The organism is Methanothrix thermoacetophila PT (genome assembly GCF_000014945.1).
Lineage (GTDB): Archaea > Halobacteriota > Methanosarcinia > Methanotrichales > Methanotrichaceae > Methanothrix_B > Methanothrix_B thermoacetophila.
Genome location: NC_008553.1, coordinates 1,557,879 through 1,574,026, shown reverse-complemented (window position 1 = coordinate 1,574,026; position 16,148 = coordinate 1,557,879). Strand labels below are relative to the sequence as shown.

The 16,148-nt window shown below is 52.4% G+C and carries 11 protein-coding genes; 7 read left to right on the top strand and 4 right to left on the bottom strand.

Annotated elements, in window-relative coordinates; genetic code table 11:
• The first annotated feature begins 18 nt into the window (after nt 1-18).
• On the top strand, nt 19-1,713 hold the full coding sequence (locus tag MTHE_RS07650; protein WP_011696632.1) for a glutamate--tRNA ligase: 1,695 nt from the start codon (nt 19-21) through the stop codon (nt 1,711-1,713).
• Nucleotides 1,714-2,217: 504 nt separating this feature from the next.
• Here MTHE_RS07650 and MTHE_RS07645 read toward each other — a convergent pair.
• Both MTHE_RS07645 and MTHE_RS07640 read right to left on the bottom strand, forming a co-directional pair.
• Nucleotides 2,218-3,984, bottom strand: a complete 1,767-nt coding sequence (locus tag MTHE_RS07645) for a chloride channel protein (RefSeq protein ID WP_175265916.1) — start codon at nt 3,982-3,984, stop codon at nt 2,218-2,220.
• Between the two features lie 849 nt (nt 3,985-4,833).
• Nucleotides 4,834-6,285, bottom strand: a complete 1,452-nt coding sequence (locus MTHE_RS07640) for a hypothetical protein (protein ID WP_011696630.1) — start codon at nt 6,283-6,285, stop codon at nt 4,834-4,836.
• A gap of 249 nt (nt 6,286-6,534) precedes the next feature.
• Between MTHE_RS07640 and MTHE_RS07635 the strand changes: the two genes are divergently transcribed.
• Nucleotides 6,535-7,263: a hypothetical protein gene (locus MTHE_RS07635; protein WP_011696629.1), complete on the top strand. Its 729-nt coding sequence runs from the start codon at nt 6,535-6,537 to the stop codon at nt 7,261-7,263.
• Nucleotides 7,264-7,959: 696 nt separating this feature from the next.
• On the opposite strand, the gene MTHE_RS07630 is transcribed toward MTHE_RS07635, so the two are convergent.
• On the bottom strand, nt 7,960-9,126 hold the full coding sequence (locus tag MTHE_RS07630) for a DUF2202 domain-containing protein (RefSeq protein ID WP_011696628.1): 1,167 nt from the start codon (nt 9,124-9,126) through the stop codon (nt 7,960-7,962).
• A gap of 375 nt (nt 9,127-9,501) precedes the next feature.
• The gene (locus MTHE_RS07625; protein WP_175265915.1) at nt 9,502-10,707 is read right to left on the bottom strand and encodes an MFS transporter; all 1,206 of its coding nucleotides are present in this window, start codon (nt 10,705-10,707) and stop codon (nt 9,502-9,504) included.
• Nucleotides 10,708-10,922: 215 nt separating this feature from the next.
• Here MTHE_RS07625 and MTHE_RS07620 point away from each other — a divergent pair, with 215 nt between their 5' ends.
• The 5 genes from MTHE_RS07620 to MTHE_RS07600 all read left to right on the top strand — a co-directional run bounded on the left by MTHE_RS07620 (nt 10,923) and on the right by MTHE_RS07600 (nt 15,794).
• Complete coding sequence (locus tag MTHE_RS07620; RefSeq protein ID WP_011696626.1) at nt 10,923-12,014, top strand: DegT/DnrJ/EryC1/StrS family aminotransferase; 1,092 nt, start codon at nt 10,923-10,925, stop codon at nt 12,012-12,014.
• A 4-nt stretch (nt 12,015-12,018) separates the two neighbouring features.
• Nucleotides 12,019-12,930 (top strand): Gfo/Idh/MocA family protein, encoded by a 912-nt coding sequence (locus MTHE_RS07615; protein ID WP_011696625.1) that lies wholly within the window; start codon nt 12,019-12,021, stop codon nt 12,928-12,930.
• Nucleotides 12,931-13,015: 85 nt separating this feature from the next.
• Complete coding sequence (locus tag MTHE_RS07610) at nt 13,016-13,585, top strand: acyltransferase (protein WP_011696624.1); 570 nt, start codon at nt 13,016-13,018, stop codon at nt 13,583-13,585.
• Between the two features lie 11 nt (nt 13,586-13,596).
• Nucleotides 13,597-14,769 carry a nucleotide sugar dehydrogenase gene (locus MTHE_RS07605; RefSeq protein ID WP_011696623.1) on the top strand — a complete coding sequence of 391 codons (1,173 nt, stop codon included), beginning with the start codon at nt 13,597-13,599 and terminating at the stop codon, nt 14,767-14,769.
• 254 nt (nt 14,770-15,023) lie between these two features.
• Complete coding sequence (locus tag MTHE_RS07600) at nt 15,024-15,794, top strand: ABC transporter ATP-binding protein (protein ID WP_011696622.1); 771 nt, start codon at nt 15,024-15,026, stop codon at nt 15,792-15,794.
• The last annotated feature ends 354 nt before the right edge of the window (nt 15,795-16,148 follow it).

Genomic DNA, 16,148 nt, shown 5'->3' with positions numbered 1-16,148 from the left:
AGAGCCAGGAGGAGTCTGGTGACGGAAGAGATCAGGGAATTGATCGAGAAGTTTGCGCTGCAGAACGCTGTCAAGTACAGATCCGCGCCCAACCACGGTGCTGTCATGGGAAAGCTCATGGGGGAGCGCCCGGATCTCAGGCCCAGGGCCAGGGAGATAGCTCCGCTCATAACCAGCGTGTTAAATGAGATAGAGCGGATGAGCCCAGAACAGTGGGAGTCCAGGCTCAGGGAGATGGCGCCAGAGCTTATCGAGGAAATAAGCGCCAGAAAAGAGCCTGCAAAGGGCCTGCAGCCTTTAGAGGGGGCGGAGGGTGGAGTCGTCATGCGTTTCGCGCCGAACCCGAACGGCCCACCCACTCTCGGAAGCGCACGCGGGATAATAATCAACTCAGAGTACGTGAAGATGTACGGCGGGAAGTTCATCCTGCGCTTCGATGATACCGATCCTGTTAACAAAAGACCGATGATAGAGGCGTATGACTGGTACATAGAGGACTGCAAATGGCTTGGAGCAGAGCCCCACGAGATCGTAGCGGCGAGCCAGAGGGTTGAAAAGTACTATGAGGTCGCTGAGGAGCTGATTCGCAGAGGTGGGGCATATGTATGTTTATGTGAACAAACTGCGTTCAAGGCCCTGAAGGATGCTGCCATGCCATGCCCGCACAGGGATCAAACCGTCGATGAGAACATGGCTCTCTGGAATAAAATGCTCGATGGCAGCTTCCAGGAGGGCGAGGCTGTACTGAGGGTGAAGACAGACATAAAACACAAAGATCCGGCTATGAGAGACTGGGCTGGCTTCAGAATAGTGACAAAGAGCCACCCGCTTGTGGGCGAGAGGTACCGCGTCTGGCCGCTGCTGGACTTCGAGTCCGCTGTTGAGGACCATCTGCTTGGAGTAACTCACATACTCAGGGGCAAGGATCTGATAGACAGCGAGAGGCGGCAGAGGTATCTCTACGATCATATGGGATGGGTTTACCCCAGGGTCCTCCACTGGGGACGGGTGAAGATATTCCAGTTCGGTGCATTCAGCACCAGCAAGCTCAGGAAAGCGATAGAGGCAGGCGAGTACAGCGGGTGGGACGATCCCAGGCTTCCGACCGTGAGGGCCATGAGGCGCAGGGGCATCACAGCGGAGGCTCTCAGGAAGTTCATGATAGATCTCGGCGTCGGGGAGACAGACATCAGCATAAGCATGGATTCGATATACGCGGAGAACAGGCGAATTGTCGATCCAATCGCAAACAGAAGGTTCTTCGTATGGGATCCGGTTGAGATAGAGATAAAAGGTGAGGTGCCTGAGGTCGCGGAAGCTCCTCTCCATCCGACCATAGACCGCGGCACGAGAAGGATAAGGGCAGGGGGCAGGCTCCTTCTATGCAAGGAGGATGTGGCGGGGCTGGCGCCTGGAAGCAGGATCAGGCTGAAGGACCTGTGCAACATAGAGATAAAGGAGATATTCCCGCTCAGAGCAGAGCTCATCGATCTGAGCCCCGAGACCGCGAAACGTCTAAAGCTCAGGATAATCCACTGGGCTCCTGTTGAGGGCATCCCTGTCCGCGTTCTCGGTCCTGATAAGACAGATACCGGCATTGGAGAGCATGGCATCTCAGATGAGCTCGACAGGATAGTTCAGTTCGAACGATACGGTTTCGTCAGGATTGACTCTGTTGGGGAGGAGGTCGTCGCGTACTTTGCGCACAGGTGATCCCAGAAGGCGCTCAGCTCACGTTTTGTGGTTCCCAGGCGTCCTGGCGCGGCATGCGCGGGAGGGAACTGTATCACGATCCCGTCACCCCCTCCTAAATTGCGCATCACTTGCCATCCAGTCCCGCCCGCATGCTGTTGAGTAAACTATAAATATGATGGCGTGATGGTGTAACCGGAAGGTTTATATTCGACGAAAGTCGGATATAAACCTCGGCAAAAGTCGATTATCATTACAATCTCCCTCCTTTACCCTACATCCAATCGACTTTTGCTCTCTTCTCAATCATATTGAGTTCACACTTGCAGCAGGCTGCTGCCCAGACGCCAGATCGTGAGCTCGTATCACTGAATGGTTCTGCTGGAATCGAGAGCCATGGAAAGGATATCCCCTGAATCTGGAGGGACTGGCGCTCTGGATTTCAACGAATCAAGTACCCGACCGGAATTTTGAGTCACGTTCAGATTCCCACTCAGAGCATCCACACCGCTGCTGGCTCATTGCTCACTCTTTAAGTTTCGCCACCTCTCTTGCATGGGCCTTGATTATGTCGCTTCTCGTAATCAGACCTAAAAGCATTCTGTTCATTTTTCTGTCAACAACAGGCAACCTCCCCACATCTTTCTGAACAAGTTTTATCAGAGCATCCTCTAAGCTCTCATCCGGGTAAGTTACAATTAAGTCCCTCATCATTATGTCTTTAACAAGCTTGTTCTCCCTCTCTCCAACCGGAACCATCTCGACATCCCTGAATGTCACGATTCCAACCAGCATGCCATTCTCAACAACAGGGAAACCTATATGTCCCGTTTTCTCTATGAGAGCAAGAACCTCGCTCACCTTCTGGTTGGGTGAGACGCTGACCAGCTTCTCTGCCGGAACCATCGCCTCATCCACGCTCACATCCTTAAGAACATCTACTGACATCTCCATCCTGTGTGCCGGACTTTCCGCTCTTGTTGCAACCTGCTCTGAGTAAATTGAGTGGTCACCACTAAGACAGTAGGCCAACGCGGAGGAGATCATCAAAGCTGGCAGCATCATATAACTTCCACACATTTCGAGAACCATCAAAATCGATGCTATAGGAGTTTTTGCCACAGCTGCAATGAAGGCCGACATGCCGATAAGGACAAACGCTTCTGGCTGCACAACAATTTCAGGAAAGAGTTGATGGAAAAGGTATCCGATGAAGGCACCAACCATGCTTCCAATTACAATTGATGGCGCGAATACACCACCACTCCCACCAGAACCGACTGTAAAGGACGTGGCTGCGATCTTACCCAAAATCAGAAGGAATATCACTGAGAGCGCCAGCTTCCCATCTATGGCCATTTGAACGTACCCGTACCCCATTCCAAGAACACCTGGGAGAAGCATGCCGATAGATCCAGTGAGGAGTCCGCCGAAAGCTGGTTTGAGGGTTTGCGGTATTTTGGAGGATTTAAAGAGACCACGGATGGTGTAGAAGGTCTTTATGTAAAAAACTCCAAAAAAAGCCGCCAAAACTGAAACCACTGCGTAGAGAGGAAACTCAAGTGGAGAGTGGATTGAAAGCTGAGGGATTTTGAAAATTGGCGGAGAGATAAATGGTATGCCTGCAAAGTAACTGGTTACAACATTGAAGGTAACGAAGGCAACTATTGAAGAGACAAATGCAGGAACTATCGCTTCAACCTCGTAGTCCTTTTTGTAAAGCACTTCGATACCAAACATCGCCCCCCCAAAAGGGCTCCGAAATATACTCCCTATCCCACCCGCAACTCCGCACACCACAAGCAGCCTTCTATCCCTATCCGATAGTCTCAGAAGATCGGCAACGAAAGACCCGAAACCGGCCCCAATCTGAGCTATCGGCCCTTCCCTGCCAGCACTCCCCCCACTTCCAATTGTTATTGCTGATGATATTGTTTTTACAACCGGCACTCTTGCCCTCAAAGCCCCCCTCGCTTTGTGGAAGGATCTGATGACAGCATCTGTCCCATGCCCTTCCGCTTCCGGAGCGAATTTGTAAACTATTAACCCGCTGAGAAGTCCTCCAAGTGTTACGACAGCGGGAAGGGGAAGCATGCCGATATGGAAGTCGATATTAACCAACTCCACATCTCCTGCTTTTGGAGGAGTGTAGTTGTCCAAGCCTGTCAGAAACACCCTCGTCGACAGCTCGAGGAGAAAGTAGAAGATGAACGCACCCAATCCGGATATCGCACCAACAAACGCCGCTAAGAGGATTGTATATCGCAAGCTCAGAGGTGCCCTTCTAATCATGGTTCCGATGTTAGTTGAGGGCAATAAAACATCTTCGCTCATATCCTTATAACAACTGCTTTCATCCATCTGGCAACTTACCAGCAGGGACGCCTGTCCTGCTATGTATTCCTGCTGAATGAATTGGCAGGGCTGTCCGGATAAGAGCTGAAGCCAGGAACTTGAGCGTTACTGCCTTTGGGTGCCGGAGGCGCTTAATCCTTATTCGGACAGCTCCTAATTGGCAGAATTCGTCTCAAAATTGCACCCGGCAATCGACTGCGCTATGCGATCCTTCAGCGCCTCTGGATGCCTGGATCCAAACGCTGCCACCTATGCCGGCTGGTTATTTTGAGACTGTCTCTGCATCAGCAACCAGGGGTCGTGTGCTCAAACAGCTGAACGATATCCTGGAATCGATAGCCATGTGCGAGATGTTCAGGAGGTTTGGGCAGACCGAGCATTGTGGATCACCATGAAGGCATAGGACGTGCCCGAATAAGGATCAGGTGTTTCTGACCTGCAGAAGGCGATAAAGTCCAGTATTTCTAACTTAAGCTCTTATCCGGACTGGTCCAAGGAATGATATGGAGATCCAGCTTCCGCGCCGGCCCGTTACTGGGGATAAATCAACCATTCGCAAACGGACAGGAGCGTTCTCACTGGATTCGGAACACTCCCTGTTCTCATTCATGCCTGATGCACCCGACATAGATGAGATCTACATGAGATCTAGCTGAAACATAGAGATATAAGGAGAACCAGTGTATGCCTTCACTGGCGCGGGTAAGAGAGTGGGACTATCCAAGCGTCCTCCATACCTCCTGTAAGATGCGGGGGAGGCACCCTCCCCTCCCTCGCCACATCTCCCTATCGGCTTTTCTTCCACATAATTCCCTTGGTGCTGAGGTTGAAGATCCCATAAAGCCTCCTCTCGACACCAGAGTCCCTTGTCATGTATCTCAGGTCCGCCATGCCATTGATGCTCCCTCGGCTCTCAAATGTGGATCGCGTGCTTCTCATGATGGCCATGCCGCTGAGGTTTATAAATTCCCCATAATATGTCTCCTGCATGTAGCTGTTCAGCTTCTGGTTCTCGCAGCTCCAGCTCAACCCCCATGTGCTGTTGTAGCCGATGCTTCTCATGCTCAGGTTGAGGTCAATGGGCGATCGGTTCGCCTGCGATTCGCTCTGGAACACTATCGACGTCGTCGAGTAATCCATATCATCAGATGCTGCATAGCTCCCAGACCCATGCTCCGTGAACTCGAAAACGAATCCCGCCTGCGATCTGACCTTTGTCGTGGCTGATGCGCTCCGGTTGATCCCTCCGCCATCGATGCGGACGCTGTTCGTCACGTAGTATGTCTCTCGCTCCGTAGAGAGCCTCCGGTACACGGATGCATAACCCACGCCAACCACACTCCCATCGATCCCGGCGGTACATGATCCCCTCAGCGTCTTCACCTTCACGGTTATCTGGCCGTGTTCCCCTGGCCTCAACCCCCGTATGGTCCAGACGTTTGTGGTTCCGGGATCCGGCGGAGGATACGCCTCGAGAAAGAACGTCCTCTGGTCGTAGAACTCCCGCACAACAATATCCGCAGGCACCTCCAAGTTGTTCCCATATGTTATGGTGTATGTGATTGTGCTTCCCGGGCTGACACTGCTCTGCTTCGCCTTCTTTATGGAGTCTCTTTCCAGAGGCTCGAAGCTTATCACCTCTCCTGCTATTCTCACATAATCCACGTAGCAGGATACGCCCTCGTACTTCGTGGCGCCTCTGAGGCGTATGTATACCTTGATGACATCCATACCGCGAAGGACCTCCTGTGCCTCAGACCATGTAAGGTCCTTTCTGCTCTTCTGAGAGTCCTTGCTCTTTATGTCGAGCCTCGATTCTGATGCATCGAACTCGCGCCAGCCATTGGAGTTGCCACCTGTATCAACCCATCTGCCATCGCTCCATGCTGCCATGTCAATCAGAATGCGTGCATCATCTGGATCACTGGTACCCGACTTTCCATCACTATCTCCATCCAGCAAGACCTCCAGCTCGATAGAACCCCTGTTAGACGCCGGGTAGATCCAGAGGTTGAGTGTATCGAGCGCATCCATACGTGTTGGGCTGATGGTTATCGGCACACTTTTAGATGACCCTCCCGGATACACACTGAGGCGCGCGGAGTGAGCTCCGTGGTATCCCATGCCCGATATCTCTGCAGCGCTTTTCTTGGATCTGGTGATGCTGTAGTCGGCGTCGGTGATCGCGCCGGCTGTGCTGACCAGCAAGATCAAGATCAGAATGACTGCTACTCTCATGATTACTACTATCAACAGGAGGTACTAAAATAATTCGATTAAATTTATTAATTTAATTCCAAATATTCTGTCGCCGTCTATATCATCCTCACTAACCGCCCCTTGGTATACATCAAGCTGATATTGGACCTACGTGAAAAATAGGAATTTAAATCCGCTACGGGTACTCTTCTCTTGCGGGTTGGGGCGTGGGGGAAACTCGCCGGGCGGGGTCCCCTTTTGGGGGCCCCTTAACCCGCAGGTGATGATATGAGATACATTGCATTGATGTTGATGTTGATGATCCCGCTTGCCTCCGCATATCATGGGGGCAACACCGTATCGCAGTCAATAGACATGTCCGCATCTGGCGGCTATGTGAGCCAGAGCGCCTCGAATGCTGCAGTGGTGGTTGGAGACAACAACAATGTCAACCAGAAGATAAGCCAGAGCGCCTCAGGGAACTACGTAACCCAGAGCGCCGCAAATGCGGCTGTTGTCATAGGCAACAACAATACGGTTGGGCAGAGCACATCCCAGAGCGCAAATGGCAATACCATATCACAGAGCGCGGCCAATGCTGTCGCTGTTGTAGGAGATCTGAACACAGTCAACCAGCTCGTCTCACAGAGCGCTACGGGCAATGAGATCTACCAGAGCGGATGGAATACTGCCACGATAGTGGGAGATGGCAACACCCTGAGCCAGCAGGTCGTGCAGACGATAAACATGCTGCCTGCACATGTCGATCCGAGCCAGACGATGAGCAACTCCGCCTACATAATGGGCAGCTACAACACTGTGGACCAGGGGCTATACGGTACCATCATCGCAGGCACAAACAATGCCCCGATGTACCAGTCCGGCAGGAACTACATACAGACGAACGATCCAAGCGGCAACTACTACAGCCAGAGGATCAGGTTCGCCCTCAGAGCCGGCCCGAGAGCGCCAGTCTCGCAGTCGGGCCAGAATGAGATACGCATCGGACCTCTCTGAGGTCCATGCTTTAAGATGGGTTGCGGGCTCGAAGAGCCAAACAGACTGTGTGCCATATTTACTGTAAATTCAAAACAGGGCATAGCAGCTTGAGATCAATTTACAGAAAAACACCCATGACCCAAGGTCACCCATGTGGATGAAAATTGACCTTCGTGAGAACCATTTTCATACCAATTAGCACACTACCGCCAAATGATATAGTTGCAATAGACGAGCTCTGACGAGAAATCCCACAAATCTGCAGGGCTGGGCGTTGCGAATATCGATGATTTCACTAAACGACCAACTCAAGGGGATGATAGAGGATAAATGCGGAGAATGAGCTCGAGGATCTTTTCTTCTCTCGCGCTCTTCTTCGTGTAAGGGATGATAGAGGATAAATGCAGAGAATGAGCTCGAGGATCTTTTCTTCTCTCGCGCTCTTCTTCGTGTAAGGGATGATAGAGGATAAATGCAGAGAATGAGCTCGAGGATCTTTTCTTCTCTCGCGCTCTTCTTCGTGTAAGGGATGATAGAGGATAAATGCAGAGAATGAGCTCGAGGATCTTTTCTTCTCTCGCGCTCTTCTTCGTATAAGGGATGATAGAGGATAAATGCGGAGAATGAGCTCGAGGATCTTTTCTTCTCTCGCGCTCTTCTTCGTATAAGGGATGATAGAGGATAAATGCGGAGAATGCGACCGAAGGCCTGCTTTTACGCCGCCCTCACAATCTCATCGAACTCGCTTCTGCTCAGATACACTGGGGTATACTCGATACCCCTATCCTCCAGATCCCTCACATACGATCGCAGATGCTTCCTCGATCCGGCAAGAAGCCCGCTGTAGACATCGATTGCCTCTTTATTACTGGTTTCAGATATCGCTCTCTCCAGATCCGAGATGCTGATCTCCTCAAAGGTCGCAGCCGCCCTGAGAGCGTCATCATCCGAGGATATCGAGAGGAGATCGTTGTAGATGCCCTGCAGCGTCTGGTTATCGAAAACGCCTCTCTCCAGGTCAGGCGTCTCCATTCCGTATCGCTCCATGAGAGATCGGATCTGATCCATGTGGCTCTGCTCGGATCTCACCAGATCCAGGAAGAGCGTCAGGCCTGTCCGCTCATAAAGCGATTCGTAGAGATCACGGGCTGCCTTCTCCTCCTTCCATATGAAGAGCATCCAATCGGCATCATTTTGTGTCACATTCTGTGTTATATTATTCCGTGATGTGTCCCGCGAGCCATGAATATCCGCAGAGCTCTGTGTCATTCCCAGATAGATCAAGCCCTCTCCGTATGCGATGTTGTGCTTTACACTTGGATCCGTGTTATCTGACATCGCCCAGATTATCGACACGTCCTTCCCCAACCTCAACACCTTGTCGAAGCGATCTCCTGTGTCGAGCCTCCTCCTGAACTCCGCGACTGTGTGCGTACCATAGCTCTTTCCGCCGTACTCCAGTATGTCGTCTGTGCCTCCGAGCAATGTATCCTCTATGTGGGGGCCGTAGTTGCCCGTTGAATATTCGTCAAGCACTCTCGCATTCCCATCAACAACCCCCAGCACCATATCCGCATCTCTCATCCACTCAGTGGGCTCGAAGCCGATGGCAAGCCATCCGCGTGTGCTTCCATTGAGGGCCATGTAGAGATATTCATCATCGATCTTCCAGGAGATGGTCATCACTCCACCCGTGTAGCCCTGCCTGGCAGGGCTGTAGAGCTTCAGGGAGTGTGAGTACTCATTCACACCCACAATGCCGTCAGGTTGCCACTCCTCCGAGACCACACTTTCTGCAACCTCCTGCTGCTCCTCTGGCTGAATGCAGCCTGAAAACAGGAGCAACACCGAGATCAAAATTACGAGATCATCGCGTATCATACCATAATATAATTGCTGGCTTTACACAAATTTATTACTACTGCACGCAGCCTTAGCTCCTCATGATTCAGACATACAGAACTGCAGCATACTGATTATCCAAGGGTATGACACGAGCCTCTCCTGAAAAACGCTCATGACGTGAGATCATCCATGTGGATGAAAACAGTCTGCACCCAATGCCATTTTTCGTAACACAACACGAAGTCAATCGTTATCTGGAGCGCTCAGCCTCTCCAGATTCATGAGATACCTCGCCATAGCTCTCGATTCCAGCAGAATAATTGTTCAGTAATACTTTAGTAATAATATATAAAATAATAAAGAAGCCAAATTCGATGGTTTCACAAGGCGAATCGCTTGCAACCCCACCCGTTACTCTCGACCTGAGCATGATAGCTGTCGACTCTCTCCACCCGTAATCACCCCTCCGAGGATCATGCCACATGATGCTACCGCGGCCAGCAGGGCGCTGAGGAGGAAGGTCGCCGCCGGTCCATATATCTGCCAGACCGTGCCGGCGATCAGGCCAGAAGCTATCGAGGCGATCCCAACCATTCCATGATATGCGCCCAGTGCTGTACATCTTATCTCATCACAGCTCAGATCCGAAACATATGCGCTCTGCCCCCCATCGACCACCGCGAAGACAAGACCGTACATGACGAAGAGCAGCACGAGCCACTCTGAAGACGATACGAAGACGAATCCGAGGGCAACCAAGGAGAAGAGCGCGTATCCGATCGCGAGGATCCATCTTCTCCCTATGAGATCGGATACCGCTCCGCTCGGTATGGCCATTCCCGAGTAGACCACGTTGAAGAGGATGTAAAGCAGAAGAGGAGCTCCAACTGCGAGAGCCCCTGTGAAGAGCTCCTGCGCCCTGAGCATGAAGAACATGTAGCTGAAGTTGGCAAGCGAAAATACGGATGCCACGAGAATGAACCACCTGAGCCGTGGCGATAGAGAGGAGATGCCAGGCCTGAGGACTACCACTGGAGATCTCCTTATATCCCTGACATAAAAAAGAGGGACAAATGCCATCAATGAGAGTGCAGCCGCTACCGCCAGAATATCCCTGAAGCTCAGGCCTGCGCTCCACAGGAGATAAGCTATAACGGATCCCAGCACCGCTCCGAAGGTGTCGAGAGCCCTGACGGTCCCAAACCCGCGTCCGATGCGTGAGGGCTCGGCCGAATCCGCGATGATCGCATCCTTCGGCGCTGCCCTCACACCCTTGCCACATCGCTCGATGCTCTTAAGCAGGACAACATGCTGCCATGTTAACGATAAAGGAAGAAGCGTCTTGGCCGCTGCAGAGAGGCCATAGCCCGCCAGGACAAACGGCTTTCTTCTCCCCATTATATCACCCGCATATCCTGATAGGATCTTCAGAATGCTCGGAATGCCCTCACTGAGACCTCCCACCAGCCCCACAGCAAGCGCGCCTCCTCCAAGCGATGTTATGAAGAGAGGCATTATCGGCTGTATGATCTCACTGCTGGTGTCATTAAAGAGACTGACCAGCCCCAAGAAGAGAATATTTCTGCTGCCATCCTCAGCCTGCGGATCTTTTGACATCAATTGCTGATCTTCACAATACCAATATATCATCTCAGCGAAACATTGATGGCTCATCCCTGTGATTTGGCGGATCAGTAAGCTTGAAGAAAGAGGCGAAGTTGATTGCTGTTAGGGTTATCAGAGCTCGATAGCCAAACGCTGCGATCACATGAGCCACATTCATACTCCAGGCTTCCTGTGAACATCAGAATAATGATCAAGAGGAGAGAGAAATGGATGACATCCCGATTGCCAGGCCGCTCCTGGGCGATGAGGAGATAGAGGTCGTATCCCAGGTGATCAGGTCAGGCATGCTTGTTCAGGGGGAGATGGTCAGGCGATTTGAGGAGGAGTTCTCCTCGTACGTTGGAGTGAAAGACTCGATTGCTGTGAGCAGTGGCACCGTTGCGCTGGATCTCGCGCTCAAGGCCTTCGGTCTCGATCCTGGAGACGAGGTGATATGCCCAGCCTTCACGTTCATCGCGACATCAAACGCGGTTCTGTACCAGGGGCTCCGGCCTGTATTTGCAGATGTTGATCCCCGGACATTCAACCTCAACCCAGAGGATGTTCTTGAAAAAGTGAACAGCAACACAAAAGCAATCCTGGGAGTGCACCTCTACGGCCAGCCGTTCGATGTTAAAGCCATTCACGAGATCTGCGAGGATCATGACCTCATCCTTATAGAGGACTGTGCCCAGGCGCATGGCGCCGAGTACGAGGGGAAGAGGGCGGGGAGCTTCGGCACAGGATGCTTCTCATTCTACCCGACGAAGAACATGACTACTGGCGAGGGAGGGATGATAACAACAGATGATGATATGCTTGCAGAAAGACTCAGACTTCTTAGGAACCATGGTGACCGGGGGAAGTACAATCACGTGATGCTCGGATACAACTACAGAATGACAAACATCCAGGGCGCGATAGGCCTCGTGCAGCTCAGAAAGCTGGATGCGTTCATTGATGCAAGAATAAAAAATGCGGAGTATCTGAGCGCGCACATAAGCAGAGATGGCATAACAACGCCCTGGAGGGATCCGAGGTGCAAGCATGTCTACAACCAGTACGTCCTCAGGGTCGAGGACGACTTCCCGATGAGCCGCGATGATCTTGCCAGCTATCTCCAGTCAAAGGGTATAGGGACGGGTATACATTACCCGATGCCTGTTTATGAGCAGCCCCTGTACCGGCAGCTCGGAATCAGATCGATCTGTCCCGTTGCCGAGGAGATCTCCAGAAGAGTGATAAGCGTTCCAGTGCATCCAGGGCTCAGCGATGAGGATCTGAAGAGAATCGCGGACGCGGTGAACAGCGCTGGGTGATGTGATGGACGTTGGAGTTATAGGTGTCGGCTCTATGGGGCGCAACCATGTGCGTGTGTACTCCGAGCTTAAGGGCGTGGATAACCTCTACGTCTACGATTCCCTGGAAAAGAATGCAGAGGCAGCGAAGGAGTATGCAACGATATGCCGCACCATCGATGAGCTCCTCGATGCATCAGAGGCCGTATCCATCTGCGTCCCTACGAAGCATCATTACGATGTGGCAATGTGTGTGATCGAAGCCGGCGTCCACTGTCTCATAGAGAAGCCAATGACTCTCACGCTCGATGAGGCGGAGAGGCTTCTGAACGCGATTCGTTCGAGGGATCTGGTAGTGGGCGTCGGGCACATCGAGCGCTTCAATCCGATAGTGGCGGAGATAAAGAGGATAATCACCTCGCCCGCATATGTTGAGATTAAAAGGCATAATCCAGGCTCATCGAGGATCACGGATTCATCGGTAGTCGAGGACCTGATGATCCACGATATCGATATAGTCTTCAACGTGCTCTTCCCGGAGAGGGAGGATTACACGATAAGCAGCGCTGGCACAAGGAACGTCTGCGAAGCCCTGATACGATTCGACTCCTCGATTGTATCTCTATCAGCGAGCCGTCTCTCATCCAAGAAGTTCAGGACGTTCTACGTCGAGGAGGAGGGGGTGACGACAGAGGGCGACTTCATGACCCAGGAGGTGTACATCTACAGGAAGCCCGAGAAGTACTTCAAAGAGGGAGAGAGGTACCTCCAGGAGAACATCATCGAGAAGGTGCTCGTGAGCAAGGTGGAACCACTTAAGGTCGAGCTGCGGGCGTTCCTGGATGCCGTCAAGAACAGATCAGAGTTTCCCGTAACTCCGGAGCAGGCGCTCAGAAACATGAAGGTATGCGCCGAGATATCGAGGGGTCTGGTATGAGACGCGCGGCGTGTATCCCGCGAGATGATCGCGGACATCATCTATGCGAACATCATCGGTGGGCCGAGATGTCGGGAGGTCTGGTATGAGCTACAGAAAACATCCAACTGCGGTCGTAGAGAGCGCTGAGATCGGGGAGGGCACAAGCATATGGCACTTCGCTCATATCAGGGAGGGCGCGAGGATAGGAAGAAACTGCAACATCGGGAAGGGCGTTTACATAGATAGGGATGTCAAGATCGGAGACAACGTGAAGATCCAGAACTTCGTCTCTGTGTATCACGGAGTTGAGATCGAGGATGACGTCTTCATAGGTCCCTCAGCGGTTTTCACAAACGATCTGTATCCGAGAGCGTTCATCTGGTCCGAGGATAGAGTCGTGCCGACAAAGGTCTGCAGGGGTGCAAGTATAGGCGCGAACGCGACTATCATCTGCGGCACCACCATAGGAGAGTACGCCATGGTCGGGGCGGGCAGCGTCGTCACAGAAGACGTCCCGCCGTATGGCCTGGTCTACGGGAACCCTGCTGTCCTGCGCGGATACGTCTGCAGGTGCGGCAAACCTCTGACGAGGCTGGTGAGAGATAGTGATGTGAAGGAGTACCTGTGCGACTGCGGGGAATTCATAAGCATTAACACGGAGGGATCGTCCTGAAGATAGCTGTTGTGGGGCTTGGCAACGCAGGCCTTCCTCTCGCAGCAGTAATCGCAGACCATGGCATCCAGGTCGTGGGCGTTGATATAGACAGAAGGAGATGCGATCTAATCAACAGCGGCAAAAACCCCATACCGCAGGAGGTCGGGCTGGACGAGCTCATATCGAGATATGGTGGGAAGGGGCTCGTCGCAACGACAGAGTACAGAGATGCGGTCTCATGCAATGTGTTCATAGTAATAGTCCCGCTCTTCATAGACAAGAACCACAATCCGGACTTCAGGACACTTGAGAGCGCCTTCAGGAGCCTGGGGAGCGTGTTGAAGCGTGGGGATCTGGTGGTGCTGGAGACGACAGTGCCTCCCGGAACGACAGAAGGCCTCGCGCTCAGATGGATAGAGGAGAGTAGCGAACTCAAACTCGGACAGTTCTATCTCGCGCACTCCCCAGAGAGGATAATGACAGGATGCAGCATATCCAGGCTCAGAGAGTTCCCGAAGGTCATTGGGGGGGTGGATGAGAGGAGCGGCATTGTCGCATACGACGTTTACAGGAGGTTCATACCGAATCTGAGGCTGGTATCATCCGCAAGGGTTGCGGAGATGATAAAGGTCATGGAGGGCTGCTACAGGGACGTCAACATCGCGCTGGCGAACGAGCTCTTCAAGATATCAAATGAGCTGGGCATTGATTTCCACGAGGCAAGGGAGCATGCGAACCACGAGTACTGTCACATACATATGCCATCGACAGGCGTCGGCGGGCACTGCATCCCGGTATACCCGTGGTTTCTCATAAATGAGATGGTGAGAAGAGAGCGAGCTGAAGATGCAGTCATGCTCAGAACCGCCAGAGAGCTCAACGACGGCATGATCCGCTATTGGATGGATCGCATAATGGATGGGTGTATGCGTATCGATAAGCCACTTGTGGATATCAGGATATGCATCCACGGCATAACATACCGCCCGGGTGTGAGGGAGCTCCATCACAGCAGGAACCTCGCGCTCGCGAAGCTCCTGAAGAGCAGAGGGCTGAAGGTGGGCGCATATGATGAGACGCTCTCAAAAGAGGAGGTGCTTAAAACAGGCCTTGAGTGGATGGACCCGGAGGACGCAGATGTTGTGTTCAATTCCTTCGAGCTCAGCCTGACCATCAGGCACCCCAGAGATGCGCCGGCATGAAAGCATTTAAACATCCCGATGCCATGGGTATTTGTGAGATGTGGGATGCTCAGAATCGAACAAGAAGCACAGAAGAAGCACATGCCAAACCATCTCGCATCATGCAGCTCTGTGGGACTTCTCACGCGATAGAAGCTGCCTCCCATGAGAAAACGCGAAATCTGTTTGGAGCTGCAGAGTCAATGCCCTGAGATTCTGGATACAAGCCTGCAGTCCGCTAGTTCTCATCCAGCCGAGGAGCGTGAATATAATCCATGGATCCGGTTATAGATAGACAGAGCAACAGAACCATCATAGAGATAAGAGACCTGACCAAGATATACAGTGATGGTGTGAAGGTGGTGGCTCTCGATCACATAAATCTCACGATAAAAGAGGGTGAGTTTCTGGCGATAGTTGGGCCGAGCGGATCCGGGAAGTCGACGCTCCTGAACATGATAGGCCTTCTCGATACCCCCACAAACGGAACGATACTGCTGAAAGATATCGATGTCACGAAGATCAGCGCGAATGAGCGGGCGAGGCTGAGAAACAGAGAGCTGGGTTTTGTCTTCCAGTACCATCATCTCCTCCCCGAGTTCACAGCTGTCGAGAACGTGATGATGCCCATGCTCATAGCAGGGGTCGAGAGAAAAGAAGCGCGCGAGCGTGCTACGGCTCTTCTCAAGGAGGTCGGCCTTGGAGACCGGCTCGATCACAAGCCCAGCCAGCTCAGCGGTGGGCAGAACCAGAGGGTTGCGGTCGCAAGAGCCCTGGCGAACAGGCCATCTATTGTCATAGGGGATGAGCTCACCGGAAACCTGGACACAAAGACATCAAGGATGATCTATGAGATGCTCAGAGAACTGAACAAGAAGATCAACCAGACGTTCATCCTCGTGACGCATGACATGGAGATGGCGGAGAAGACTGATCGCATACTCAGACTGGTGGACGGAAGGATCGTCTGTGAGCTCAGGCGGGTCGGCGATGAGTTCGTGAGCGGAGAGATATGCTCAGCGGAAACGAGCAGCGATCAAGAATAAGCTAAACGCTCTCATTCATGAAGTCGTCTCGAAACCAGCCGGCAACTGGCTGTATGACGGTGTCCTGCCATGCATTTGGGTTCCAGGAAGCGATGGCCGCCGCATGAGAGCCGTGAAGGCGGTGAGATGGTGTCCTGCCATGCATCCGGGTTCCATGTGCTGATTTTATCCCTCGATGGCAGCGGGATGTTTTGAGACGGTTCCATCTGTGCCCGTGGAGACAGCCATGCAATGCGCTTCTTGGAAACGAATGATTGCATCATCGATCAACTTGCATGCCAACCAAGTTGCTGAACACACAAGAGCGAAGCGAGATCCTCCCACGTCCCGAACGGACAGTCCCCCAGCTCTGCA